Here is a 22,864-nt window from a genome sequence, read left to right on the forward strand (position 1 = left end):
AAGGACCCGTATCCCTCAGGTGAACACGGGGCGGTGACGGAGCATCAGCCCCGGTAGGCCTCCAGGAGACGCAGCCACGCCTCGCTCAGCGTCGGGTACGCGGGGACGGCGTGCCACAGGCGGGCGATCGGCACCTCGCCCGCGACGGCGACGGTCGCCGAGTGGAGGAGCTCCCCGATGCCGGGCCCCACGAAGGCGGCGCCGAGGACCACCTCCCGGTCCAGGTCGACGACCATCCGGGCGTGCCCCCGGTACCCCTGGGCGTAGAGCCCGGCCCCGGCGACCTGTCGCATGTCGAGGTCCACGGCCCGGACCCGGTGCCCGGCGCGCTCCGCCTCGGCGAGGGTGAGCCCGACGGAGGCCGCCTCGGGGTCGCTGAACACGACCTGCGGCACGGCGGCGTGGTCGGCGGTGGCCACGTGCGCGCCCCATCGTCCGGTGTCCAGGGAGGCGTCGCCCCGCGCGCGGGCGGCGATCGCGGCACCCGCGATCCGGGCCTGGTACTTGCCCTGGTGGGTCATGAGCGCGCGGTGGTTGACGTCGCCGACGGCGTAGAGCCAGTCGCTCCCGGTGACCCGCAGGGTGTCGTCGACGTCGAGCCAGGAGCCCGGCGTCAGGCCGACCGTCTCCAGGCCGACGTCCTCGGTGCGCGGCTTCCGGCCGGTCGCGAAGAGCACCTCGTCGCCCTCCACGTGGTCGCCGCCCTCCAGGACCACGGTGACCGGTCCGCTGCCCCCGTCGCGCACCACCGCGCTCACCGTCACGCCCGTACGGATGTCCGCGCCGCGCGCGCCGAGCGCGGCGGCCACGTGCTCGCCGAGGAACGGCTCCATGCGCGGCAGCAGCCCCCCGCCCCGTACGAGCAGGGTCACCTTCGACCCGAGGGCCTGCCACGCGGTGGCCATCTCCACGCCCACCACTCCCCCGCCGACCACGACGAGCCGCTCGGGCACCCGGTCGGAGCTGGTCGCCTCCCGGCTGGTCCAGGGATGCGCCCCGGGCAGGCCCGGCAGTTCCGGCAGGAGGGCGCGGGTGCCGGTGCAGACGGCGACCGCGTGCCGGGCGGTGAGCACGTGCCGCTCGCCCTCGGGGCCCGCGACCTCCACCCGGCGCGGCCCGAGGAGCCTTCCATGACCCCGGAAGACCCGGACGCCCACGGAGTCCAGCCAGTCGAGCTGGCCCTCGTCCTTCCAGTGCCCGACGACCTTGTCCCGGTGGGCGAAGACCTCCATCGCGTCCAGCGGGCCGTAGACCGACTCGCGCAGACCGGCGACCTTGCGGGCGTCGGAGCGGGCGATCGCGGGGCGGAGCAGCGCCTTGCTGGGCATGCACGCCCAGTACGAGCACTCGCCGCCGATCAGCTCGCTCTCGACGATCGCCGCGGTGAGGCCGCCGGCCCGCACCCGGTCGACGACGTTCTCGCCGACCGGGCCCGCGCCGATCACGACGACGTCGTAGGTGTGCTCGTCTTCCACCGTTCGTGTCATGGGTCCCAGTCTGGTGCCGGAGGCACGGAATAGCGCGGCTCGATACGCCGTTGTGCCGGGCGAGTCCCCAGGGGACCGTGAGGACACCGCCAGGAGACCCGAAAGGTAGGCAGTATGAGCACCGTAGAGCTCACCAAGGACAACTTCGACGAGATCGTGAGCGGGAACGAGTTCGTGCTCATCGATTTCTGGGCTTCGTGGTGCGGTCCCTGCCGTCAGTTCGCCCCGGTCTTCGAGGCGGCGTCCGAGCGGCACCAGGACCTCGTCTTCGCCAAGGTGGACACCGAGGCGCAGCAGGAGCTGGCGGCCGCGTTCGAGATCCGCTCGATCCCGACCCTGATGATCGTCCGTGACAACGTGGCCGTGTTCGCGCAGCCCGGCGCGCTGCCGGAGACCGCGCTGGAGGACGTCATCGGTCAGGCGCGGCAGCTGGACATGGCCGAGGTCCGCAAGTCCATCGCGGACGCGCAGCAGAAGTGACCCACCGCGAGAGGGGTGCGGGAGGCCCTCCCGTACCCCTCTCGCGTGCATCGGGCCCCGCTGTGGGGCCGTCAAACCCCGCTGGTGGCCCCGTCAACCCCGCTGTGGGGCCCGTCAGCGCTCCAGGACCAGCGCGAGGCCCTGGCCGACGCCGATGCAGAGCGCCGCGAGGCCCGTGCCGGAGCCGGCCGCGGCGAGCTGGTGCGCCACCGAGCCGGCCAGCCGGGCGCCGGACGCGCCCAGCGGGTGACCGATCGCGACCGCTCCACCGCGGGGATTCACGATCTCGGGGTCGAGTTCCGGCCATTCGGCGAGGCAGCCGAGCGACTGGGCCGCGAAGGCCTCGTTGAGCTCGAAGGTCGTCAGGTCCGCGAAGGAGCGACCGGCCTTCTCCAGGGCCCGGTGGACCGCCGCGACCGGGCCGAGGCCGAAGAGCTGGGGCTCGATCCCGGTGACCGCGGAGGTGCGGATCCGGGCGAGGGGTTCCCGGCCGGTCTCGCGCAGCCCGTCCTCGTCGACGAGGAGCAGCGCCGCCGCTCCGTCGTTGAGCGGCGAGGAGTTGCCCGGCGTGACCGTGCCGCCGTCGGGGCGGAACGCGGGCTTCAGCTTGGCGAGGGCCTCCATGGAGGTGTTGTCGCGGATGCACTCGTCGCGGGTCAGCTCCGCCCCGGGGTAGGGGACGACCTCGTCGTCGTACAGCCCCTTCGCCCAGGCCTCGGCCGCCTTGCGGTGGCTGGCGAGGGCGAAGGCGTCCTGCTGCTCGCGGGTGATGCCGTGCTTGTCGGCGACGAGCTCCGCGCCCTCGCCCAGCGCGACCGTCCACTCGGCGGGCATCTTCGGGTTCGTCATGCGCCAGCCGAGGGTCGTGGAGTGGAGCTGCTGGTGGCCGGCGGGGAAGGCCCGCTCGGGCTTCTGCAGGACCCAGGGGGCGCGGGACATCGATTCGACGCCGCCCGCGATCGCCACGGAGGCGTCACCGAGGGCGATGGCGCGGGCGGCCTGTATGACGGCCTCCAGGCCGGAGCCGCAGAGGCGGTTGACGGTGACGCCGGGGACGGTGACGGGCAGTCCGGCGAGGAGGACGGCCATGCGCGCGACGTCGCGGTTGTCCTCGCCCGCGCCGTTGGCGTCGCCGAAGTAGACGTCGTCCACGCGCGCGGGGTCGAGCGCGGGCGAACGGTCGACGAGCGCGCGGACGACGTGGGCCGCGAGGTCGTCGGGGCGCACGGAGGCGAGGGCGCCCCCGAACTTCCCGATCGGAGTGCGGACGGCGTCGACGATGTAGACGTCGCGGATGCTCATCGGTTCTCTCTCCCACGTGACCTGCGAACGACTCTGTTCGCCTGGTGAAGCAATCTTCGCCCCATCGGGCGCGCAGAGTCTCTGCCCGGCGGCCCCTCGTGTCAACGGGTCGTTTCGGGACAGGCCGGACCGATGGCGGGGAAGTGCGCGGGTTCAGCCGTGCGCGACGGGGCGGACCAGGGCCGTGAGGCCGTAGTCGAGCTCGCGGCCGTCGACGAGGAGCGCCTCGACGGTGTCCGTCTCGGGGTCGATGTCGGCCCGGATGCCGTGTCCCTCGTAGATCGGGTAGCCCGTCTCGCCGTGCCGTCCGGTGGCCTCGACGACGGCCGAGCGGACGGCGCTGTCCGCGACGGCGGCGCCGCCGCGGTCCTCTACGTGCTCGGGCACCAGCAGGATCTCGAACCGCTTCGGAACAGTGCTCATGCACCGAAGCTAAGCGCTGGGCCGGGCTCGCGCCGGACGACGCCCCTGGAGGGCGGGGGCTCGCCTCGAATCCGCCCCGGACGCGGGGACCCGGCTCGCCCCCGCCGGATGCCACAGGCCTCGGCTCGGCTCCCGCGGACGACCTCCTCGGATGCGGGGGGCTCGCCTCGAATCCGCCCCGGACGCTTGGCCCGGCTCGCCTTCCGGATGCCAGAGGCCTCAGCTCGACTCCCGTCGGACGACCCGTGAGTCCAGCAGGGAGCGGGAGACCGCCGGGGCGTCCGGTTCCCGTACGGCACGGTCGACCAGTTCCGCCAGCTCGCGGCCGAGCACCATGTCGATCCGTACGGTGCTGAGCCGCGGCCGCAGCAGCCGCCCGAGGAGCAGATCGTCCGCGCCGACCACCGCCGTCTCCTCCGGCACGGAGATCCCGGTGTCCTGGAGCGCGCGCATCAGGAGCATGGCGTACTCGTCGTTGTACGCGAAGACGCCGTCGAGCCCGAGCTCGCGCCACCGTGCGGCGAGCGCGGCCGCCGACTCCTCCTCGTACCGCAGCGGCAGGGGTACGACGGTGGCCCCGGCAGCCCCGGCCGCGCGGCGCGCGCCGTCGAGGCGGGGCCCGGAGAACATCGCGAGGCCCGGCTCCTCGGGCACGACGACGCCGATCCGGCGCCGGCCGGTCCCCAGGAGGTGCTCGGTGGCCACCTCGCCGACCCGCCCCTGCTCCAGGACGAGGGCGTGGGCGCCCTCCACGCGCTGGGTGCCGAGGGTGATCACGGCCCGGGCCCCGGACCGCTTGAGGATCTCGACGCCCTGCTCCGTGAGCTCGACCTCTCCGAGGGAGACCACGGCCACCGGCCGCAGCTCGGCCCAGGCGCGGGCGGCCTCCTCGGCCTCCAGACCGACGCTTCCGTACTGCACGACCGTGTAGTCGAGGCGGCGCAGGGCCCACTGGAAGTCGTTGAAGAACTGGCTGTAGAGCGGCCCGACGGGGACGTGGGAGCTCGGGATCAGCACCATGCGGCTGTGGCCGGCGCGCAGGCTGCGGGCGGCGGCGTGCGGCACGTAGCCCAGCTCCTCGGCCGCCTCGCGCACCCGCTGCCGGGTGGGCTCGCTGATGCGGACGGCCGAGGTGTTGTTCAGGACGTACGAGACGGTGGCCCGGGAGACGCCCGCGAGGCGCGCGACATCGGCGCTGGTGGGGACCGTCCGCCCGGAGGGGCGGTCGGGGGAGTGTTCGGTTGGCTGGCTCATCGATCCGGCATCTTTCCAGAACGATCCGGCGCAGGGTCTGGCGGATGGCCGGATTTGGGTGCTACACAGTGCCCACACGTGTCACTGACACGTGTAACCCTACCCTTCCATCCGCTCCTCGCCCCCGCATCGGGCGATCTCCTCAGGAGGGCAAAGTGGCCCTTTCCTCCCCCGGGACCGGTCCCGACACGAGCGCCCCCGGCTCCGTCACCGACCCGGCCGCCCCCGGCTCCCCCACGGCCTCCCGGCCGACGCGCGGCCTGCTGCCCCTGCTGCTCACCGGCAACACCGCGATGTACGCGCTGTACATCGGCGTCCCCGGCATGCTCCTCGCGCTCCAGATCGAGGCCGTCGACCCCGCCGACAAGGTGGCGAACTTCGGCCTCGTCTCCGGCATATCCGCGATCTTCGCCACCGTCTTCAACCCGGTCGCGGGCGCCCTCTCGGACCGCTCGGGCCGCCGCAACCCCTGGATCCTCGCCGGCGGCCTGCTCGCCCTCCCGGTGATGCTGCTCCTCGGCAGCGTCCACACGATCCTGCTGGTCACCATCGCCTGGTGTCTGGGCCAGGCCGTCATGAACGTCTACCAGGCGGCCCTCACCTCCGTGGTCCCCGACCGGGTCCCCCTGGCCGCACGCGGCAAGGCCTCGGCCGCCGTCGGCCTCGGCCTCCCCGTCGGCTCCACGATCGGCGCGCTCCTCAGCGCGGCCTTCTCCGAGCACTACCGCACCGGCTACCTCGTCTTCGGCGCGATCGTCGCCGCCACCGCCGTGCTGTTCACCGCCTGCGCCCGCGAGGAGCACATGCCCCCGAAGGCCCCCGTGCCGGTCAAGGAACAGATCGCGGCCTTCGGCAGCGCCCTGAAGGACCACGACTTCCGCTGGGCCTTCATCGGCCGCGCCCTGCTCGTCCTCGGCTACTTCGCCGTGGCCGGCTTCCAGCTGTACATCCTCAAGGACCACACCGACCTGCCCGCCGGGCTGAGCGCCGAGGAGGCCGTGGCGATCCTCATGCCGGTCAACTCGGTCGCCATGGTCGTCTCCACCGTCCTCGGCGGCTGGCTCTCGGACCGGTTCGACCGCCGCAAGCTCTTCGTGGGCGCCTCCGCGGCGCTCGCCGCCCTCGCGCTGCTCATCCCGGCCCTCTCGACGAGCTGGACCGCGATGCTGGCCTTCTCCGTCGTCAACGGGCTCGGCTTCGGCTGCTACATGGCCGTCGACACCGCCCTGGTGACCATGGTCCTGCCCAAGGCCGAGGACGCCGCCCGGGACATGGGCGTCCTCAACGTCGCCAACGCCGGCCCGCAGATCGTCGCCCCCTTCGTGGCCTCGATCGTCGTGTCGCTGAGTGGCGGATACACGGCACTCTTCCTGGTCGCGGCCGTACTGTCGGTACTCGGCGCGCTGGCCGTGCGCCCCATCCGCAGCGTGCGCTGACCCCCGTCGGCGTCCGCCGCGCCCGTCCGCAGCGTGCGCCGGCCCCGTCGGTGCCCGCCGAACACCGCAGGAGAGGCGGCACCGTGCGCCTGCACACGACCACGTGGGGATCCGGTGACCGGACGGCCCTGCTCGTCCACGGCATCATGGCCGACCACCGCACCTGGCGCCGGGTCGGACCGGCGCTCGCGGAGCGCGGCTACCGGGTGATCGCCGTGGACCTGCGGGGGCACGGGGCGAGCGACCGGGCCTCGGGCCCGGAGGCGTACCGCCCCGATGACCACGCCGACGATCTCGTGGAATCCCTGCCCGCCGGAGCGGAGTTGGCGATCGGCCACTCGCTCGGCGGGCTCGTCCTGGCCCGGGCGGTGGAGCGTCTGGCGCCGGCCCGGGCGGTGTACTCCGACCCGGCCTGGCACCTGGCGGCCGGTCCCTGCGGCTACCGGGCCGATCTCTTCGTCCGGGGCAAGTCGATGACCCGGGAGCAGATCAGGGGGTTCAACCCGCACTGGTCGGACGAGGACGTCGACGCCGAGATGGCGTCGGTACGGGACTGGGACGAGCGGAGCGCCCACGGCCTCACGGCGTTCGTGGGCGCCGACCTGTGGCCGGACCGGCCCGTGGTGCCCTCCCTCGTCACCCTCGCCGATCCGAGCACGCTGGTCCGGCCGGAGCACGCCCGGATGCTGGCGGCCCGCGGATTCGAGATCCGCACGGTGAAGGGGGCGGGGCACACGATCCACCGGGACGAGTTCGACGGGTTCATGTCCGCCCTGGGCGGGTGGATCTGACGTACCGTTCAGCCATGGACGACACGTCGATGGACAGCTCGATGGTGGGACTGCTCGGCCGCGTGACCGGCACCGTCGGCCCCGGCCTCGTCGGCGAGGTGATCGTCCGGATCCGCGGCGGCGCCGAGCACTTCCTCGCGCACCCCGCCTCGCCGAAGGAGCGGATCGAGGTCGGCACGGTCGTGATGGTCATGGAACATCTCCCTCCGCGCACCGTCTATGTCACAGCCGCGTACGACAGTTGACCGAACCGTTGAGCCGTGCCCGTCACGGGCGCACACTCCCTTCACCGGATCCGCTCGGCTCCGGTGAAGGGGGACCTTGTCCATGGGCATCGGCATTCTGGCGGGCGTCGTCGTCGGCGCGCTCGCCGTTCTGATCGGTGTGTTCAAAATGATGTGGCGCGTCGCGGAACCCAACGAGGCGCTGATCATCTCCGGTTCCAACCACAAGAACGAGGGCCTCGGCGCAGGCATGGGGTTCCGCATCGTCACCGGTCGCGGCACCCTCGTGCTCCCCGGCGTCCAGGCGGTGCGGAAGCTCTCGCTGGACCTCAACGAGACGCAGCTGTCCGTCGAGTGCGTCACCCACCAGGGCATTCCGCTCAAGGTCCGCGGTGTGGTGATCTTCAAGGTCGGTGACGACTTCGTGTCGATCGCCAACGCCGCGCGCCGCTTCCTCGACCAGCAGAAGCTGATGAGCGAGCGGGTGCACATCGTCTTCGCCGGTCATCTCCGCGCCATCGTCGGCGGGTTGACCGTGGAGGACATGATCCGTGACCGGGAGAAGCTGACCGGGCAGGCGCGGTCGGCCTGTGGCACGGAGATGGAGAAGCTCGGTCTGATCGTCGACTCGCTGCAGATCCACGAGATCGAGGACCCCACCGGGTACATCAAGAACCTGGCCGCCCCGCACGCGGCCGCCGTCCAGCGGGACGCGCGGATCGCGCAGGCGGAGGCGAACCGGCGGGCGACCGAGGCCGAGCAGCAGGCCGCGGCGCGCATGTCGGAGGCGACCCGCGACAGCGAGATCCTCCAGGCGGGCTACCAGGCCGAACGGGACCAGGCCTCCGCCCGGGCCCGGCAGGCCGGACCGCTCGCCGACGCCGCCTCACGGCAGGAGGTCGTCGTCCAGGAGACCCGGGTCGCGGAGCTGGAAGGTCACCGCAAGGAGCAGCAGCTCCAGGCGGAGGTCCGCAAGCCGGCCGACGCGATGGCGTACGAGACCCGGACGCTGGCCGCGGCCGAGCGTGACGCCCGGATCTCGGCCGCCGAGGCCGAGGCGAAGGAGACGGAGCTGGCGAGCGCGGCCAAGGCGACGGCGACCCGGCTCACCGGTGAGGCGGAGGCGGCGGCGCAGCACGCCAAGGGGCTCGCGGTCGCGGAGGCCACGCGCGCGAAGGGCCTGGCGGAGGCCGAGGCCATCAAGGCGCGGGCGGCGGCGCTCGCGGAGAACCAGGAGGCGGTGGTCGCACAGCAGCTGGCCGAGAAGTGGCCGGAGATCGTCTCCGCGGGCGCCTCCGCCTTCGGGAACGTCGACCAGATGGTGCTGCTCAACGGCGCCGACGGCATGGCGGACGTCTTCGCCAAGGCGCTGACCATGGGCGGGACGGGTCTCGGCCTGGCCCGGCAGCTCCTCGCCACGATGAGCCCGGCCGCGCAGGAGAAGCCGGCCGGGGCGGCGCTGTCGGGGCCGCCGGCGCAGCGCACGGAGAAGAGCGTGGAGATCCCGGTGAAGAGCGTGGAGATCCCGGTCGTCGACGGGCAGTGAACCGCGTGCGGAAGGGCCCGGTGCCGTCACGGCACCGGGCCCTTCCGTGCCACCCGCTCGACTTCTGGTTCTCGACCTCTGGTTCTCGACCTCAGTTGTGGCCGAACCTGCGTTCCTTGCGGTGGGACGCGTGCTCGACGAGGGGCATCGGTGCCGCTCTCGTGGGGGTCGGCGCGCTCTTCTCCTTCGCCGCGGCTTCGGTGCGGTGCTCATGGCCGCCGGTACGGGCTCCCCGGTTCGTCCGGGTCTGTTTCTTGCCCACGATCGTGCCTCCCGTGACGGGTGTCGGACGCTGGTCCGTATGTGCTCAGCCTGGCACGGGGGCAGGAGAGCCGCACGTCAGAGCGGGTGCGCCAGGACTTTCCCGAAGGCGGCGAGGGTCGGGGTGCCGGAGGAGCGGTCGAGGACGGCGAAGACGACCTCCTCGAAGTGCCCGGCGAACCTGCCGTCGCCGGTGAGCAGCGCCTTGAACGCGCCGGCGACGTCCGCCGGGGCGTTCTGGAACACCCCGCAGCCCCAGGCGCCGAGGACGAGCCGCCGGTATCCGGCCGCGGCCGCCGTCTCCAGGACCCGCTCGGCGCGGGACGCGAGCGCGGCGGGCAGCCGGTGCGCGAGCTCGGGGGTACGGCGGCGGACCACGCCCGCGTTGGGCGCGGGAGAGGTGAGGAAACCGACCGTGAAGGGCTCGGCGAGCAGCGCGCCCCGGTCGTCGCGGAAGACCGGGACCCGGGGCGAGTGGATGACCCGGTCGGTGTAGAAGGCGTCCCGCTCCTCCCGGTGGTGGGCGTAGTAGTCGGGTGCGCGCAGCAGGGTCGCGTGGAGGGCGGAGGACCGGCAGAGCGCCTCCTCCTGCGCCTGGGCGCCGTTGAGGTAGCCGCCGCCGGGGTTGCGGGCGGAGGCGAAGTTCAGGACGGCGACCGGGCGGGTGGGGTCGGCCTCGGTCATCCGGCGGGCCGCCGCCAGGCTGCTCTCGGGGGTGACGTCGAGGGTGGGCGTCCGGTCGGTGTCGGGCGTGACGGCGACGGGCTCGGGGCCGTGGAGGCGGGTTCCGGCCAGGGCGGCCTTCAGGTCCTCGATGAGGGAGACGGTCCGGCCGTCGGGGGCCTGGTAGTGGCCCGCGGCAACGATCTCCTCGGTCTGCCGCGCGATGGCGCGCAGTCGTGCACTCATGCCCTCAGGATGATCGTTTCGCCCCGGCCGGGACAACGGGATTTCGTGGAGGCCCGTGGTGGCGGGGTGTGCGGGGTATTTCGGCCGGGTGGGGGCACAAGGAGCGCGCGGGGGTCGTGTGAGGCGCTCTTGCACGGCGGTCGGTGGTGGCTTTAGGTGGAAGCAGCGACTCACCGGGCGGGTCTCCGCGGGGACCCCGAGGACCAGGAGGTGCACGGATGTCGCCGAGCGGCATACGGCGTGGCGGTCCCCCTCTCACCGAGGCGGAGGCGGAGGACCTGCTGCGATGTATCTGCTTCAAGACCGGCCCGCCCCGCACGGTGGGGGTGGAGCTGGAGTGGCTCGTGCACGAGCTGCGGGACCCCCGGCTTCCCGTACGGTCGCCGAGGCTCGCGGCCGCGCTGGACACCGTACGGGCGCTGCCCCTGGTGTCGGCCCTCACGTTCGAACCCGGCGGGCAGCTGGAGCTCAGCTCGCGCCCGGCCGGCTCCCTCATGGAGTGCCTCGACTCGCTCGCCGCCGACCTGGCCGCGGTGCGGGCGGCGCTCGGGCCGCTCGGTCTGACCCTCAGCGGTTACGGGGTGGACCCCTGGCACGCGCCGCGCGACCGGGTCCTGCACGAGCCGCGGTACGACGCGATGGAGACCGCGCTCGGCCGGACCGGGCCGGCCGGGCGGGCGATGATGTGCGAGTCGGCCTCGGTGCAGGTCTGCCTCGACGCCGGCCTGGAGGAACCCGGTCCGCTCGGCTACCACCGGCGCTGGCAGCTCGCCCATCTGCTCGGCGCGGTGCTGGTGGCCGCCTTCGCCAACTCCCCGGTGCACGGCGGTCGCCGGACCGGCTGGCGCTCGACGCGGCAGGCGCTGTGGGCGGAGCTCGACCCCCGTCGGACGCTCGCGCCGCCCCCGGACGGGGAGCCGCGCGCGGAGTGGGCGGCACATGTCCTGGACACCCCGGTGATGTGCGTAAGGGCCGAGGAGGGGCCGTGGACGGTGCCGGAGGGGCTGACGTTCCGGCAGTGGCTGCGGACGGGCCTTCCCCGGCCGGCCGACGCCGACGACCTGCGCTATCACATGACGACCCTGTTCCCGCCGGTACGGCCGCGCGGGCACCTGGAGCTACGGATGATGGACGCGCAGCCCGGCCCGGACGGCTGGATGGTGCCGGTGGCGGTGACGACGGCCGTCTTCGACGACCCGGAGGCGGCGGAGACCGTGTACCGGGCGGTGAAGCCCCTCGCGGAGCTGGCCGCCCCGGGTCCCGCGCCGCGCAATCCGCTGTGGCTGGCGGCGGCCCGTGACGGTCTCTCCGATCCCGAGCTGCACGCCGCCGCCCGCGCGGTGTTCTCCGCCGCGCTCGACGCACTGCCCCGGATCGGGGCGAGCGAGGGGGTGCGGCGGGCGGTCGCCGCCTTCCACGAGCGGTACGTGATCCCCGGCAGCTGTCCGGCCGACGACCTCCAGGTGGTGACGTCATGACCGCGACCGACACGGTGGCCGGTCCCGAGGACCTGCGGCGGCGGGCCCTCGGCGCCCTCAGCACCGCGCGGGACCGCACCGCGCTCCTCACCTCCTGCGTGGAGGACGGCGAACTCACCGCGCAGCACTCGCCCTTGATGTCACCGCTGGTCTGGGACCTGGCGCACATCGGCAACCAGGAGGAGCAGTGGCTGTGGCGGGCCGTCGCGGGGCGCGAGGCGCTGCGGCCCGAGATCGACTCGCTGTACGACGCCTTCCAGCACCCGCGCGCCTCCCGCCCGTCGCTGCCGCTGCTCGCGCCCGGCGAGGCGCGGGCCTATGCCGCCGACGTACGGACCCGGGTCCTCGACGTGCTGGAGAGCACCCCGCTGGAGGGGCGTCCGCTGGTGGACGCCGCTTTCGCGTTCGGGATGATCGCGCAGCACGAGCAGCAGCACGACGAGACGATGCTGATCACCCATCAGCTGCGGAAGGGTCCCGCCGCCCTGACCGCCCCCCCGCCGCCCGTCCTGCGGTCCGGTCCACTGTCCGCCGAAGTCCTGGTGCCCGGGGGCCCGTTCACCATGGGCACGTCGGACGAGCCGTGGGCCCTGGACAACGAACGGCCGGCGCACCCCCGTCTCGTCCCCGCCTTCCACATCGACACCACGCCCGTCACGAACGGCGCCTACCTCGCCTTCATGGCCGACGGCGGCTACACGGACCGGCGCTGGTGGCGGCCGGAGGGTTGGGCGCAGATCCGGGAGCACGGCATCGCGGCTCCGCTGTTCTGGCGGCGGGACGGCGGGCAGTGGCTGCGCCGCCGGTTCGGGGTGACGGAGCCGGTACCCGAGGAGGAGCCGGTCCTGCACGTCAGCTGGTACGAGGCGGACGCCTACGCGCGCTGGGCGGGGCGACGGCTCCCGACCGAGGTGGAGTGGGAGAAGGCGGCCCGCCACGACCCGGTCACCGGGCGCTCCCGCCGCTTCCCGTGGGGCGACGCGGATCCGGGCCCGGAGCACGCGAACCTCGGGCAGCGGCACCTGCGGCCCGCGGCGGCGGGCAGCTATCCGGCGGGCGCCTCGCCCCTCGGCGTACGCCAGCTGATCGGGGACGTGTGGGAGTGGACCGCCAGCGACTTCCTGCCGTACCCGGGGTTCACGGCCTTCCCGTACAAGGAGTACTCGGAGGTGTTCTTCGGGCCCGAGCACAAGGTGCTGCGCGGCGGTTCGTTCGCGGTCGACCCGGTCGCCTGCCGGGGCACCTTCCGCAACTGGGACCTGCCGGTGCGACGCCAGATCTTCTCCGGCTTCCGGACGGCGCGCAGCGCGGAGCTCGACTGATGTGCCGTCACGTCGCGTACGTCGGGGCACCGTTGGCGCTGGGAGAGCTGCTCGTCCGGCCGCCGCACGCCCTGCTGCGCCAGTCCTGGGAGCCCCGTACGCAGGACAGCGGCGTGGTGAACGCCGACGGGTTCGGCGTCGGCTGGTACGCCGAGGGGGATCCGGCGCCGGCGCGGTACCGGCGGACCGGACCGATCTGGGGCGACCTGTCCTTCGCGGACCTCGCCCGGGTGGTGCGCTCCGGGGCCTTCCTCGGGGCGGTCCGGGGGGCCACGCTCCCGGGCGCCGACGGGGAGGCCGCGGCGGCGCCGTTCGCCGCCGGGCCGTGGCTGTTCAGCCACAACGGCGCGGTCGACGGCTGGCCCGACTCCCTCACAGCGCTCGCCGGGACGCTGTCGGCCGGTGAGCTGCTGTGCCTGGAGGCGCGCACCGACTCGGCGCTGCTCTGGGCGCTCGTGCTGCACCGGCTGCGGGCCGGGGACGCGCCGGGGGCGGCGCTCGCCGACACCGTGCGGGAGGTCGCGGCGGTGTCGCCCGCTTCCCGGCTGAACCTGCTGCTCACCGACGGCGACCGGATCGCCGCGACCGCCTGGCGCAACAGCCTCTGGTACCTGTCGGGCCCCGGCCGGGTGGCCGTGGCCTCCGAACCGTACGACGACGATCCGCGCTGGCGGGAGGTGCCGGAGCACACGCTCGTCACCGCCGACCGCGCCGAAGTCACCCTCACCCCGCTCAAGGAGCCGTCCGCGTGAGCCCGTTCCAGCTGACCCGCACCCTCGCCCCGGACGCCGCCGGCGCCGACCTCCGTACCGACGTCCTGCACGGTCTGACCCGCTCCCCCAAGGAGCTGCCGCCCAAGTGGTTCTACGACGCCCGGGGCAGCGAGCTCTTCGAGGAGATCACCCGGCTGCCCGAGTACTACCCCACGCGCGCGGAGCGGGAGATCCTGGTCGCGCGGGCGCCGGAGATCGCCGCCGCGACGGGGGCGCGGACCCTGGTGGAGCTGGGTTCCGGTTCCTCCGAGAAGACGCGGTTCCTGATCGACGCGCTGCTGCCGGGTCTGGACGCGTACGTGCCCGTGGACGTGAGCGAGTCCGCGCTGACCGGGGCGGCGGAGTCGCTGCTCGCGGACCGGCCGGAGCTGTGGGTGCACGCGCTCGTCGCCGACTTCACGCGGGGGCTCGCGCTGCCGGGGACGCCGGGGCCGCGCCTGGTGGCCTTCCTCGGGGGCACGATCGGCAATCTGCTGCCCGCCGAGCGCGGTACCTTCCTGCGTTCGGTCCGCGCCCTGCTGACGCCGGGCGACGCGCTGCTGCTCGGCACGGACCTGGTGAAGGACGAGGCGACGCTCGTGGCCGCCTACGACGACAGCGCCGGGGTGACGGCCGCGTTCAACAAGAACGTGCTGTCCGTGATCGACCGGGAGCTGGGCGCGGACGCCGATCCGGCCGCCTTCGACCACGTGGCGGTGTGGGACGCCGAGCGGGAGTGGATCGAGATGCGGCTGCGGGCCCGCCGCGCGCTGACCGTGAAGATCCCGGAACTGGATCTCGTGGTGCCGTTCGCGGCGGGCGAGGAGATGCGCACGGAGGTGTCGGCGAAGTTCCGTCAGGCGGGGGTACGGGAGGAGCTGGCGGCGGCGGGCCTCGAACTGGCCCGCTGGTGGACGGACGACAGGGGCAGGTTCGCGCTGTCCCTGGCCACGGTCGGCTGAGCGGCGGCCGGCTGGGCGACGGCCGGGACGGCTGACGGAGCGGCGGCCGACTGGGCGACGGCCCGTTGGGCCGCGGCGGCCAGGGCGCGGCGGTCTGGATACTCAATACTGGATATCGGATCCAGTATTCGAATATTGGCGACAATCCGCCGCGCGGTGACGACCCGCCACAAGGACGCGCCCAGCAGATCGTCCCCGACATACGCGGCGGCCCCGGTGGGCCGGTAGTCGATCCGTACCGGCAGCACGGCGCACCCGCTGTCCAGGGCGGCTTGGAAGGCCGCCGGGCGGAAACGTCCCCGGGCCCGCCCGCACCAGGTCGATCCCTCGGGGAAGACGACCACCCGGCCCCCGCCGACGAGCACCGCGGCCAGGGCCCGGACGGTGCCGGGCAGGGCCCTGAGCTGGTCGCGGTCGATGAAGAGGGTGCCGCCGAGCGCGGCGAGCGGGCCGAGGACGGGCCAGCGGCGGACCTCCGTCTTGGCCACCATCCGGCCGGGCAGCACGGCCGCGAGGAGGGGTACGTCCAGCCAGGAGACGTGGTTGGCGACGACGAGGAGCGGGCCCGTGGCCGCGCCGGCCGTCCCCTCGTACCGTACGCGCACCCCGAAGGCGCGGACCACCGCCCGCGTCCAGCCCCGGACGAGGGCGAGCCGGGCGGTCGCCGGGAGCAGCCCCGCGGCCGGGGCGAGCAGGAGACCGAGGAGGACGGCGCCGGTCCCGGCGGTCAGCCGGGCCACGGCCAGGACCGTGCCGGCCCGCTCGTCCGGCCTGCCGGACCCGGTCTCGGGGTGGGCCGCGCAGCGGCCAGGGGTGCAGGGCGCCGTGGGGAGCCACGGCGGGAGGGCCGTGGAGCCGTTCACCGCGCCGGGACGAGCGACAGGAAGTGGTCGAGGTAGCGCGGGTTGGTGCGACGCAGCGAGAGCAGCACGTAGAGGTCGGCGACGCCGAAGTCGGGGTCGTGCGCGGGGGCGCCGCAGACCCACGCGCCGAGCCGCAGGTAGCCGCGGAGCAGCGGCGGGAGTTCGGTGCGGCCCTCGGGGCGGGTGATGCCGTCGGGGCTCCACAGCTTGTGCGGGGTGACCCAGTACTCCTCGGGGGCGAGGTGCTTGGCCTTGACGGTGTCCCAGGTGGCGGCGGCGAGGGTGCCGCCGTCGGCGAGCGGGATCGAGCAGCAGCCGGCGAGCCAGTTGTGGCCGGTGCGGGTCATGTAGCGGGCGAGGCCGCCCCAGATGAGGGCGATCACGGCGCCGTTGCGGTGGGCGGGGTGGACACAGGAGCGGCCGACCTCCACCAGGTCGTGCCGGACGGGCGCGAGCCTGGCGAGGTCGAACTCGCTCTCGGAGTAGAGGCGTCCGGCGACGGCGGCCCGGTCGGGCGGCAGGATCCGGTAGGTGCCGACGACCTCGCCGGTGCTCTCCTCCCGTACCAGGAGGTGGTCGCAGTACGCGTCGAAGGCGTCGGTGTCGAGGCCGGGCTCGGGGCCGTCGAGCCGGGCTCCCAGCTCGCCGGCGAAGACCTGGTGGCGCAGGCGCTGGGCGGCCCGGACGTCCTCCTGGTCCCGGGCGAGGCCGACGACGTACCGGGGCGTGGGCTGCTCGGCCGGGACCTGGGGCTGTGCGGGCGCGGGGACGGCGAGCGTGGGCGTCGGTGCGGACATGGCGGGTTCCTCCGGCGGGACGGAAGGGGAAGGGGCGGGACCGGGCCGCGTGAGCGGTGGCCCGGCCCCTTGTTTCTTCCGTCACCGGCTGGATTCGACATGACCGTCCGGGGGCCCACGGGTGTGCGAACGCTGAATGCTATTCGGCGAGGGTGTCCGTGATCGCGGTCGAGGCGTCCTTCGCCGCCTTGACGGGGTCCTCGCCCCGGAGGACGGCCGTCATGTACGGCTTGATGGGGTTGTCGGCCTCGACGTTCGCCCACTGCGGGGAGTTGGGGGTGGCCCGGCCGCGTGCGGCGCCCTTCGCCATGGCGGCGGTGGCCTCCTGGCCGGCGACGACGGAGGCGAGGCTCTTCTTGTTGGGCACGTAGCCCATGGCGCGGGCGAGTTCGGACTGCCACTTCTCGCCGGCGAGGGCCTTGACGACGTCGAGGGCGGCGCCGCGCTGGGGGGCGTTCTCGGGGATGATGAGGTCGGAGCCGCCGGTGAAGACGGCGCAGGGCCGGTCGGCCTTCTTGCCGGGTATCGGGAAGTAGCCGAGCTTGTCCTTGAGGCCCGGGTCGGCCTTGAGGATGGCGGCGACGGCGCTGGGCGTGGCGATGAGCTGGGCGACGTCGCCCTTGGCGAAGACGTCGGCCTGCGGCGGGGTCTGCTCGTCGGCGTCCTTCGGGCCGGAGCCGAGGGCCTGGAGCTCCTTGTAGAAGGCCATGCCCCGCCGGGCGGCCGGGCTGTCGAGCGCGCCGGTCCACTGGCCGCCCTTGTCGACGGCGAGTTCGCCGCCCTCGTCCCAGATGAAGCCGGCGAGGGTGTACCAGTCCTGTCCGGCGAGGTAGATGCCCTGGGTGCCGTTCGTGTTGAGCTTCTCTGTGTCGTCGAGCCACTCGGCCCGGGTGGCCGGCGGCTTGTCGATGCCGGCGTCCTCGAACAGGTCCTTGTTGTAGATGACGATGCGGTTGGCCGCGTACCAGGGAATGCCGTACTGGGCTCCGGCGATGCTGCCCGGCTCGGCGAGACCGGGCAGCCAGTCCTCGCTGCCGAGGTCGCGGACCGACTCCAGGGTGAGGTCGAAGAGCTTCTCGGTGTCGGCGTACTGGGCGACCTGGGTGTTGCCGACCTCGATGACGTCGGGGCCGCCGGAGCCCTGGATCGCCTCGGTGACCTTCTTCCCGATGCCGGTCCAGTCCTGGATCGTGAACTCGAGCTCGACTCCCGCGTGCTCCTGCTCGTACGCCTCGGTGAAGCGCTTCAGGAAGTCCTCGCTGGCGCTGTTCCGCATGAGCCAGACGTTCACGGTCCTCGTCCCGCCGTCGCCGCCCGGCAGCATCCCGCAGCCGGCGAGGACGAGCGCGGTGGCGGCTGCCAGGGGGCAGGCGAGATGGCGGTTCTTCACGTGGGTCACCTTCTGCTCGGGTTCAGCACGGGGTCGTGCGCATGGGAGCTGACCCGGCATGGGGGGACCGAACGGGGCGTTCGCGCGGGTATGTGGCCTGGATTCTGGTCTGGACCAACGAGATGGTCAAGTCCTTGACGATCCCGTCGCGCACCCGGGCGGGCGATCCGCTCCGTTGCCCTCGGTAGTTACTCGTGGGTCGCCCGGCCGTCGTCGTGTCGCGCGCCGACGCGCCCTGGGGCACCGTGGAGGGACCGCACCGAGAGGAGTTCGGCCCCCATGTCGAATCACACCTACCGCGTCACCGAGATCGTCGGCACCTCCACCGAAGGCGTCGACGAGGCCATCCGCAACGGCATCAACCGCGCCTCGCAGACCCTGAGGGGACTCGACTGGTTCGAGGTCACGCAGGTGCGCGGCCACATCGTCGACGGCGCGATCGAGCACTACCAGGTCGGGCTGAAGGTCGGCTTCCGCCTGGAGGACGACCAGGCCTGACCGGACCCGTCCGGCGTCAGGTGCGGCCCTCCTTCTCCTGAGCCTCCCTCAGCGCCTCGGAGGGCTCCGCCCAGCGGGCCCGTACGACACGGAAGCCCGCCGCCTCCGCCGCGTCGCACACCGCCGGATCGTCGTCGACCAGCATCCTGACCGTGCGGTCGACGGCGAGACGGCGCAGGATCTCCACCTTGGTCACCCTGGCCGGCCGGAAGTCACGGTTGCGCCGCATGTGGACGGACCCCTTCGGCAGGCCCTGCCCGGCCAGCCACTCCACGGTCGCGCGACGGCAGCGCTCGGGCCGCCCGGTGAGGTAGACCACCTCGCACTCCTCGGCCGCCTCGCGGCACAGGGCGACGCCCTCCTCCAACGGCGGATCGTCGGGCGCCGCCGCGAAGAAGCCGTCCCAGTCCTTGGGCCTGCGTTCCAGGAAGTGCTGGCGGTGCGCGGTCGCGGCGAGGGTGTTGTCGAGGTCGAAGACGGCCAGGGGCCTGTTGTCCGATGTCACGGGCCCCAGCGTAGGAGCCGCACGGCGGGGAGCGCCCGCGATCGCGTGCGCTGGGCAGCCGGGCCGGAGGGAGCGGCGGGGCGGGGCGCCACGCCGGGACCCCACCGAGCCGCCGGTCCCGGCACACCGGCCGGCACGGGGCGGATCGTCGCCTAAGATTCAAGGCGGTCGCGGGGCCGCGGCCTGTCGCTGTGCGCGGCGGTCACGGAACGGCCGGCCCGCCGGCCGAGGCAAACGGTCCGGTCCGGTCCGGAACAAGGTTTCGGGTCTGACGGTCCTCATGACGTTGATCACGAGAATCCCGGGAATCGCGGGACCACCGGCGTGCGTCTCAGTGGTGCGGGAGGCCAGCTCCCCCGCCCACGAGAAGAAGAGCCCCAGGGAGAAGTGAGGTATGTCGGTGATCTGCGTCGGAGGCATGATCGGGATCGGCAAGACCAGTGTCGCCGAACTGCTCGCCAAGGAGCTGGGCAGCGAAGTCTTCTACGAGAGCGTGGACGACAACCCGATCCTTCCCCTCTTCTACTCGGCGAGCCCCGAGGAGATACAGGCGAAGCGCTACCCCTTCCTCCTCCAGCTGTACTTCCTGCAGACGCGGTTCGCCGCGATCAAGGAGGCGTACAAGCAGGGCGACAACGTGCTCGACCGCTCCATCTACGAGGACTGGTACTTCGCCAAGGTCAATCACGACCTGGGCCGGATCAGCTCCCTCGAGATGCAGGTGTACGAGGGGCTGCTCGAGGAGATGATGCGCGAGATCGACGGCCTGCCGTACCGCAAGGCACCCGACCTCATGGTCTATCTCAAGGCGGACTTCGAGACGGTGCTGCACCGCATCGGGCTGCGGGGACGCGACTTCGAACAGGACGAGAGCCTCGTCGAGTACTACCGGACGCTGTGGTCCGGCTACGACGACTGGGTCCACAAGCACTACTCGGCCAGCGAGGTCCTCGTCATCGACATGAACCGCACGGACGTGGTGAACAACCCCGAGGACGCGGACCGCGTGGCGCGCGAGGTCAAGGACGCCCTGGCGGCGAGCCGGCGCGTCTGAGCTCGAAGACGTCACGGATCGAAGACCAGCAGGCGGGCCGCCGGGTGAGGGCGGCCCGCCCCTCTTCCCTGCCGGGATGACAGGCCAGTACCGGGTGGACGGCACGCAGTTCTCCCTCTGCGGTCCCGGCGAGCAGGCCCAGTGACAAGAGCCGCTCCGCGGCGAGGCAGGCCTCCTGCGCGGACAGGCCCACCGAGCTCACCGACGCACTCGGCGGTCGACGTCGGCCGCGTCAGAAAGCGGCGCACGGCTTCAAGCTCGGTGACCCCGTGTCCCAGCCCGGCGGGCTCGGACGGTGAGCGCGTGGACGGCCCAGGCCAGCAGGGTGCCCACAGGGGCCACCGTGAGGGCGAGGTGGAGGTGGGCCGCCCCGGGGAGCGGGGCGCAGGGGTCCGGGCCCGGGGTGAGGCAGCCCACGAGTCTCACCAGCACGCCCCAGGCCGACACTCCGAAGAGGCCCGCACCGAAGGCCGCCAGGGCGCCCCTGGCGAGCGGGAGCGGTGCGTAGCCTCCGCCCGCCCAGAAGGCAGCCGCCACCTGACCGGCCATCAGCACCCCCACCACCATCACTTCGGGGGCGGGGACGCCGATCCACACGACCAGCAACGCCGCCGCCGCGGACGCCGACGCCGCCGGGACGCCGAGACGGACGGGGAAGCCCGGCGGTGGCCCCGGCGGGCCGAATCCGGTGAAGGTGTGCCGGGCACCGGGACGCCACGACACGTGCTGCCCGAGCAGCGGCACCACCGCGGCCGTGAGCATCACCGGCACCACCAGTGATGCGGTCCGGGTGAACACCAGAACGCCCGCGCCGCCGACGAAGACCACCGCGCCCGGCAGCGACGGCGCGATGAACACCGCCGCGTACAGCGTCATCGACGGAAGCGTCAGGAGAAAGGCGGCCATCGGCAGCACACCGGCCGCGCCCACCGCGAGAACCGTCCACAGCACCCGTCGCGGACGGCGGTTGCGGGCCAGTACCGGCTCCCAGGCCACCGCGACCAGCACCAGCCACCGTACGAGGGCCCAGCCGCACAGACTCGTCAGGGCGAGGTACGGAAGGGCCAGCGACGCCCCTTTCCCTCCCACGCTCACCAGGCTGAAGACCCCCGACGGGGACAGCAGCCGGAACACCCCCAGGCCGAGGCCCAGACCGAGACCGGCCCGCCGGACCCGCGCCGGGGTGAGGGAGCCCGGAGCGTGCGCCACCGACTGCCACAGCACCGTCCCCGCCGCGCCCACCACCAGGACCCCGGAGAGGACCGTCGCGGCGAGCTCCGTGATCGGTCCGGCCTGGCTGCCGCCGCCGATCGGCCCCAGCCGCACCATGTCGTAGACGAAGGCACCCGCCGCCCCGACCGCGCACATGTCCCAGAAGCCGGCCTCGTACAGGACCCCGCGGTCGGTCAGCGCCCGCGCCCTCCGGGCGAGCGGCGGGTGGACGCTCAGCAGACCACGGCCGATGCTCGCGTCCTGCCGGGCGGGAACGGCGCCGAACAGCCTGCGCAGGCCGTCGGCCGAACCCTCCCACTCCGTCACCCGCGCGTCGGCGTACAGCTCCCGGCTGCGCAGCACCGCGTTCTTGAGCAGGGTCACCAGTACGGCGAGCAACGGGACCTGGGCGGCGAACGCCAGGACGGAGCCCGCGAGCGCGCCCCCGAGGAGCAGGGAGGCCGGGGCCGCGACAACGGTCGACACGCCGAGTGTCGGCATGCTCGCCCGCCACAGGATCAGCGTCAGGAAGGCGATGTCCAGGTCCCGGTTGCGGATGTGCGCCAGTTCGTGGAGGACGATGCTCCGGAACGCCGCCCGGTCCAGGGAGTACAGGGTGAGCAGCCCACCGCTCAGGACCACCCGGCGCCGTCCGAGCCGCCCGAAGGCCAGAGCGTGGACCGCCGGATTCAGCGGTTCGGCGAGGAAGCCGACCCGCGCTCGCACTCCCGACTCGCCGAGCAGGCCCGCCAGATAGGCGGACAGCTCGGGCATGCCGGTGAGCGGGCGGTAGCCGCGCCGCCGGGTCCGATGCCAGGGCAGGCCGACGTAGGCACCGAGGAGGGCAAGGAGCAGGCCGGCCGAGACTCCGGCGGTGACCAGTCGGCTCGCGCCGGCGCGCGGGTCCTCGCAGTCGCCCATGTCGAGCTCGACGGGGACGCGGATGTCCGTGGCGGAGCCGCGTTCACGGGCCGCTTCCTCCGTCGCCCGGGCGTAGCAGTCGTGGTACTCCTGCAGCTCCTCCCACCGCACCGACGACAGGAGGACGGACGAGGTGCCGTTCACCAGGAGGGCCGACACGGTGGCCATCGCGGCGATCAGCAGCGCGAAGCGCACGGACGTGCCGGAGGGGAGCGTGAACGGGCCCGGACGGCGGGGCACCGCCGGGCCCGGCGTCCGCCGCCTCACCGCCGGGCGGCCTCGGCCGGCCCCTCCCCGCCCGGCTCGCCGGCGTCCGGCCTCTCCGGGGACAGTGTGGCGAGCTCCGCGACGATCCCGTCCGCGATCGCCTGCGCCTGCGCCTCGGGCACCCGCCACCGGAGCGCCGCCCGCTTGGCCACCTCGCGCAGCCGGGTCAGCTGCTCGGCGGTCAGTCGCTCCTCCTCCACGGGCGCGGCGGCCGGCTCCGCGGCCGGTTCGAGGGCCCGTCGGGCGCGGCGTCGCAACAGCCGCGGCAACAACCGGTTCCGGGTGGTGTCCACCGCCTCCGCGGTGGACTGCTGCGCGAGGTGGTCGAGGACCTGGACCGCGGCGGAGAGCGCCGCGGTGCTGATGAGCGCGGCGACCACGTCGAGGCCGATCGCCAGCGGCTCGTCACGGCGGACCGGCCACATCCAGTCCTTCGCGGACGACCGGTGGAAGGCCTCGGCCGTCATCGGGAACTGGGGCAGCTCGTGCGGTGCCGCCGCCTCCACCGCGCGGCGGGCGAGCCGGGTCGCCGTCGCGCTGCCGTAGCGCCCGACGTCGCCGCCCCGGCCCTGGTACTCGTATCCGCGCATGTGACCGGACACCTCCCCCGTCATCCGTCGCTTCCGCCAACCCGCCATGATGCCAAAGGCGTTGGGGATGATACGAGGGTGACTCAAGGAGCACCGAACGGATCCGGCCGCCGCCGACGCGAGCCCGGTCTCCTCCGCGA

23 protein-coding genes are annotated in these 22,864 nt (G+C 73.4%); 11 read left to right on the top strand and 12 right to left on the bottom strand.

The window, feature by feature from the left end; genetic code table 11:
• Positions 1 to 44: 44 nt before the first annotated feature.
• Positions 45 to 1,487 (bottom strand): dihydrolipoyl dehydrogenase family protein, encoded by a 1,443-nt coding sequence (locus tag BLW86_RS04125; RefSeq protein WP_093872738.1) that lies wholly within the window; start codon positions 1,485 to 1,487, stop codon positions 45 to 47.
• Between the two features lie 114 nt (positions 1,488 to 1,601).
• Between BLW86_RS04125 and trxA the strand changes: the two genes are divergently transcribed.
• Positions 1,602 to 1,967: a thioredoxin gene (trxA, locus tag BLW86_RS04130; RefSeq protein WP_093872739.1), complete on the top strand. Its 366-nt coding sequence runs from the start codon at positions 1,602 to 1,604 to the stop codon at positions 1,965 to 1,967.
• A 114-nt stretch (positions 1,968 to 2,081) separates the two neighbouring features.
• On the opposite strand, the gene BLW86_RS04135 is transcribed toward trxA, so the two are convergent.
• From BLW86_RS04135 to BLW86_RS04145, 3 genes are all read right to left on the bottom strand, one after another.
• A complete protein-coding gene (locus BLW86_RS04135) occupies positions 2,082 to 3,269 on the bottom strand; it encodes a thiolase family protein (protein WP_093872740.1) in 1,188 nt (395 codons plus the stop codon).
• A gap of 153 nt (positions 3,270 to 3,422) precedes the next feature.
• Positions 3,423 to 3,692 carry a hypothetical protein gene (locus BLW86_RS04140; protein ID WP_093872741.1) on the bottom strand — a complete coding sequence of 90 codons (270 nt, stop codon included), beginning with the start codon at positions 3,690 to 3,692 and terminating at the stop codon, positions 3,423 to 3,425.
• Between the two features lie 219 nt (positions 3,693 to 3,911).
• The gene (locus BLW86_RS04145; RefSeq protein WP_093872742.1) at positions 3,912 to 4,946 is read right to left on the bottom strand and encodes a LacI family DNA-binding transcriptional regulator; all 1,035 of its coding nucleotides are present in this window, start codon (positions 4,944 to 4,946) and stop codon (positions 3,912 to 3,914) included.
• A gap of 155 nt (positions 4,947 to 5,101) precedes the next feature.
• Here BLW86_RS04145 and BLW86_RS04150 point away from each other — a divergent pair, with 155 nt between their 5' ends.
• The 4 genes from BLW86_RS04150 (at position 5,102) to BLW86_RS04165 (ending at position 8,943) form a co-directional block, all read left to right on the top strand.
• Complete coding sequence (locus BLW86_RS04150) at positions 5,102 to 6,382, top strand: MFS transporter (protein ID WP_093872743.1); 1,281 nt, start codon at positions 5,102 to 5,104, stop codon at positions 6,380 to 6,382.
• Positions 6,383 to 6,465: 83 nt separating this feature from the next.
• Entirely contained in the window at positions 6,466 to 7,173 is a 708-nt protein-coding gene (locus BLW86_RS04155) for an alpha/beta fold hydrolase (RefSeq protein WP_093872744.1), read from the top strand.
• A 14-nt stretch (positions 7,174 to 7,187) separates the two neighbouring features.
• Positions 7,188 to 7,418, top strand: coding sequence for a hypothetical protein (locus tag BLW86_RS04160; RefSeq protein WP_030692315.1), 231 nt, complete (start codon positions 7,188 to 7,190; stop codon positions 7,416 to 7,418).
• An 82-nt stretch (positions 7,419 to 7,500) separates the two neighbouring features.
• Positions 7,501 to 8,943, top strand: a complete 1,443-nt coding sequence (locus BLW86_RS04165) for a flotillin family protein (protein ID WP_093872745.1) — start codon at positions 7,501 to 7,503, stop codon at positions 8,941 to 8,943.
• Between the two features lie 91 nt (positions 8,944 to 9,034).
• On the opposite strand, the gene BLW86_RS41870 is transcribed toward BLW86_RS04165, so the two are convergent.
• Both BLW86_RS41870 and BLW86_RS04170 read right to left on the bottom strand, forming a co-directional pair.
• Complete coding sequence (locus BLW86_RS41870; protein WP_177181548.1) at positions 9,035 to 9,205, bottom strand: hypothetical protein; 171 nt, start codon at positions 9,203 to 9,205, stop codon at positions 9,035 to 9,037.
• Between the two features lie 77 nt (positions 9,206 to 9,282).
• Positions 9,283 to 10,113 carry a TIGR02452 family protein gene (locus tag BLW86_RS04170; RefSeq protein ID WP_093872746.1) on the bottom strand — a complete coding sequence of 277 codons (831 nt, stop codon included), beginning with the start codon at positions 10,111 to 10,113 and terminating at the stop codon, positions 9,283 to 9,285.
• A gap of 218 nt (positions 10,114 to 10,331) precedes the next feature.
• On the opposite strand from BLW86_RS04170, the gene egtA reads away from it, so the two are divergent.
• From egtA to egtD, 4 genes are read left to right on the top strand one after another with little or no spacing between them, the layout of a single operon-like run.
• Positions 10,332 to 11,591 (top strand): ergothioneine biosynthesis glutamate--cysteine ligase EgtA, encoded by a 1,260-nt coding sequence (egtA, locus tag BLW86_RS04175; protein WP_093872747.1) that lies wholly within the window; start codon positions 10,332 to 10,334, stop codon positions 11,589 to 11,591.
• The gene (egtB, locus tag BLW86_RS04180; RefSeq protein ID WP_093872748.1) at positions 11,588 to 12,913 is read left to right on the top strand and encodes an ergothioneine biosynthesis protein EgtB; all 1,326 of its coding nucleotides are present in this window, start codon (positions 11,588 to 11,590) and stop codon (positions 12,911 to 12,913) included. The genes egtA and egtB overlap by 4 nt, the downstream gene beginning before the upstream one ends.
• Positions 12,913 to 13,665, top strand: a complete 753-nt coding sequence (gene egtC, locus BLW86_RS04185; protein ID WP_093872749.1) for an ergothioneine biosynthesis protein EgtC — start codon at positions 12,913 to 12,915, stop codon at positions 13,663 to 13,665. The genes egtB and egtC overlap by 1 nt, the downstream gene beginning before the upstream one ends.
• Positions 13,662 to 14,627, top strand: a complete 966-nt coding sequence (gene egtD / locus BLW86_RS04190) for an L-histidine N(alpha)-methyltransferase (protein WP_093872750.1) — start codon at positions 13,662 to 13,664, stop codon at positions 14,625 to 14,627. The genes egtC and egtD overlap by 4 nt, the downstream gene beginning before the upstream one ends.
• Here egtD and BLW86_RS04195 read toward each other — a convergent pair.
• The 3 genes from BLW86_RS04195 to BLW86_RS04205 form a co-directional block, all read right to left on the bottom strand.
• Positions 14,522 to 15,490, bottom strand: a complete 969-nt coding sequence (locus BLW86_RS04195) for a lysophospholipid acyltransferase family protein (protein ID WP_093872751.1) — start codon at positions 15,488 to 15,490, stop codon at positions 14,522 to 14,524. The genes egtD and BLW86_RS04195 overlap by 106 nt on opposite strands.
• On the bottom strand, positions 15,487 to 16,287 hold the full coding sequence (locus BLW86_RS04200; RefSeq protein WP_093872752.1) for a GNAT family N-acetyltransferase: 801 nt from the start codon (positions 16,285 to 16,287) through the stop codon (positions 15,487 to 15,489). Before BLW86_RS04200 ends, BLW86_RS04195 begins: the two co-directional genes overlap by 4 nt.
• 139 nt (positions 16,288 to 16,426) lie before the next feature.
• Complete coding sequence (locus BLW86_RS04205) at positions 16,427 to 17,677, bottom strand: extracellular solute-binding protein (RefSeq protein ID WP_093878486.1); 1,251 nt, start codon at positions 17,675 to 17,677, stop codon at positions 16,427 to 16,429.
• Between the two features lie 279 nt (positions 17,678 to 17,956).
• On the opposite strand from BLW86_RS04205, the gene BLW86_RS04210 reads away from it, so the two are divergent.
• Positions 17,957 to 18,175, top strand: a complete 219-nt coding sequence (locus tag BLW86_RS04210) for a dodecin (protein ID WP_093872753.1) — start codon at positions 17,957 to 17,959, stop codon at positions 18,173 to 18,175.
• 16 nt (positions 18,176 to 18,191) lie between these two features.
• Here the strand turns inward: BLW86_RS04210 and BLW86_RS04215 are convergent, their stop codons facing one another.
• Complete coding sequence (locus BLW86_RS04215; protein ID WP_093872754.1) at positions 18,192 to 18,680, bottom strand: phosphatase domain-containing protein; 489 nt, start codon at positions 18,678 to 18,680, stop codon at positions 18,192 to 18,194.
• Positions 18,681 to 19,074: 394 nt separating this feature from the next.
• Here BLW86_RS04215 and BLW86_RS04220 point away from each other — a divergent pair, with 394 nt between their 5' ends.
• Positions 19,075 to 19,734 carry a deoxynucleoside kinase gene (locus BLW86_RS04220; RefSeq protein WP_093872755.1) on the top strand — a complete coding sequence of 220 codons (660 nt, stop codon included), beginning with the start codon at positions 19,075 to 19,077 and terminating at the stop codon, positions 19,732 to 19,734.
• 252 nt (positions 19,735 to 19,986) lie between these two features.
• On the opposite strand, the gene BLW86_RS04225 is transcribed toward BLW86_RS04220, so the two are convergent.
• Positions 19,987 to 22,062: a M48 family metallopeptidase gene (locus BLW86_RS04225; protein ID WP_218138004.1), complete on the bottom strand. Its 2,076-nt coding sequence runs from the start codon at positions 22,060 to 22,062 to the stop codon at positions 19,987 to 19,989.
• Positions 22,063 to 22,130: 68 nt separating this feature from the next.
• The gene (locus tag BLW86_RS41875) at positions 22,131 to 22,724 is read right to left on the bottom strand and encodes a hypothetical protein (protein WP_177181549.1); all 594 of its coding nucleotides are present in this window, start codon (positions 22,722 to 22,724) and stop codon (positions 22,131 to 22,133) included.
• Positions 22,725 to 22,864: the final 140 nt, after the last annotated feature.

The sequence above is a fragment of the Streptomyces sp. TLI_105 genome, assembly GCF_900105415.1.
GTDB lineage: Bacteria > Actinomycetota > Actinomycetes > Streptomycetales > Streptomycetaceae > Streptomyces.

Excerpts from the sequence above, each read along its gene's own strand:
- BLW86_RS04125 (WP_093872738.1), bottom strand. The coding sequence starts at position 1,487 with ATGACACGAACGGTGGAAGACGAGCACACCTACGACGTCGTCGTGATC.
- trxA (WP_093872739.1), top strand. The coding sequence starts at position 1,602 with ATGAGCACCGTAGAGCTCACCAAGGACAACTTCGACGAGATCGTGAGC.
- BLW86_RS04135 (WP_093872740.1), bottom strand. The coding sequence starts at position 3,269 with ATGAGCATCCGCGACGTCTACATCGTCGACGCCGTCCGCACTCCGATC.
- BLW86_RS04140 (WP_093872741.1), bottom strand. The coding sequence starts at position 3,692 with ATGAGCACTGTTCCGAAGCGGTTCGAGATCCTGCTGGTGCCCGAGCAC.
- BLW86_RS04145 (WP_093872742.1), bottom strand. The coding sequence starts at position 4,946 with ATGAGCCAGCCAACCGAACACTCCCCCGACCGCCCCTCCGGGCGGACG.
- BLW86_RS04160 (WP_030692315.1), top strand. The coding sequence starts at position 7,188 with ATGGACGACACGTCGATGGACAGCTCGATGGTGGGACTGCTCGGCCGC.
- BLW86_RS04165 (WP_093872745.1), top strand. The coding sequence starts at position 7,501 with ATGGGCATCGGCATTCTGGCGGGCGTCGTCGTCGGCGCGCTCGCCGTT.
- BLW86_RS04170 (WP_093872746.1), bottom strand. The coding sequence starts at position 10,113 with ATGAGTGCACGACTGCGCGCCATCGCGCGGCAGACCGAGGAGATCGTT.
- egtA (WP_093872747.1), top strand. The coding sequence starts at position 10,332 with ATGTCGCCGAGCGGCATACGGCGTGGCGGTCCCCCTCTCACCGAGGCG.
- egtB (WP_093872748.1), top strand. The coding sequence starts at position 11,588 with ATGACCGCGACCGACACGGTGGCCGGTCCCGAGGACCTGCGGCGGCGG.
- egtC (WP_093872749.1), top strand. The coding sequence starts at position 12,913 with ATGTGCCGTCACGTCGCGTACGTCGGGGCACCGTTGGCGCTGGGAGAG.
- BLW86_RS04200 (WP_093872752.1), bottom strand. The coding sequence starts at position 16,287 with ATGTCCGCACCGACGCCCACGCTCGCCGTCCCCGCGCCCGCACAGCCC.
- BLW86_RS04210 (WP_093872753.1), top strand. The coding sequence starts at position 17,957 with ATGTCGAATCACACCTACCGCGTCACCGAGATCGTCGGCACCTCCACC.
- BLW86_RS04220 (WP_093872755.1), top strand. The coding sequence starts at position 19,075 with ATGTCGGTGATCTGCGTCGGAGGCATGATCGGGATCGGCAAGACCAGT.
- BLW86_RS41875 (WP_177181549.1), bottom strand. The coding sequence starts at position 22,724 with ATGCGCGGATACGAGTACCAGGGCCGGGGCGGCGACGTCGGGCGCTAC.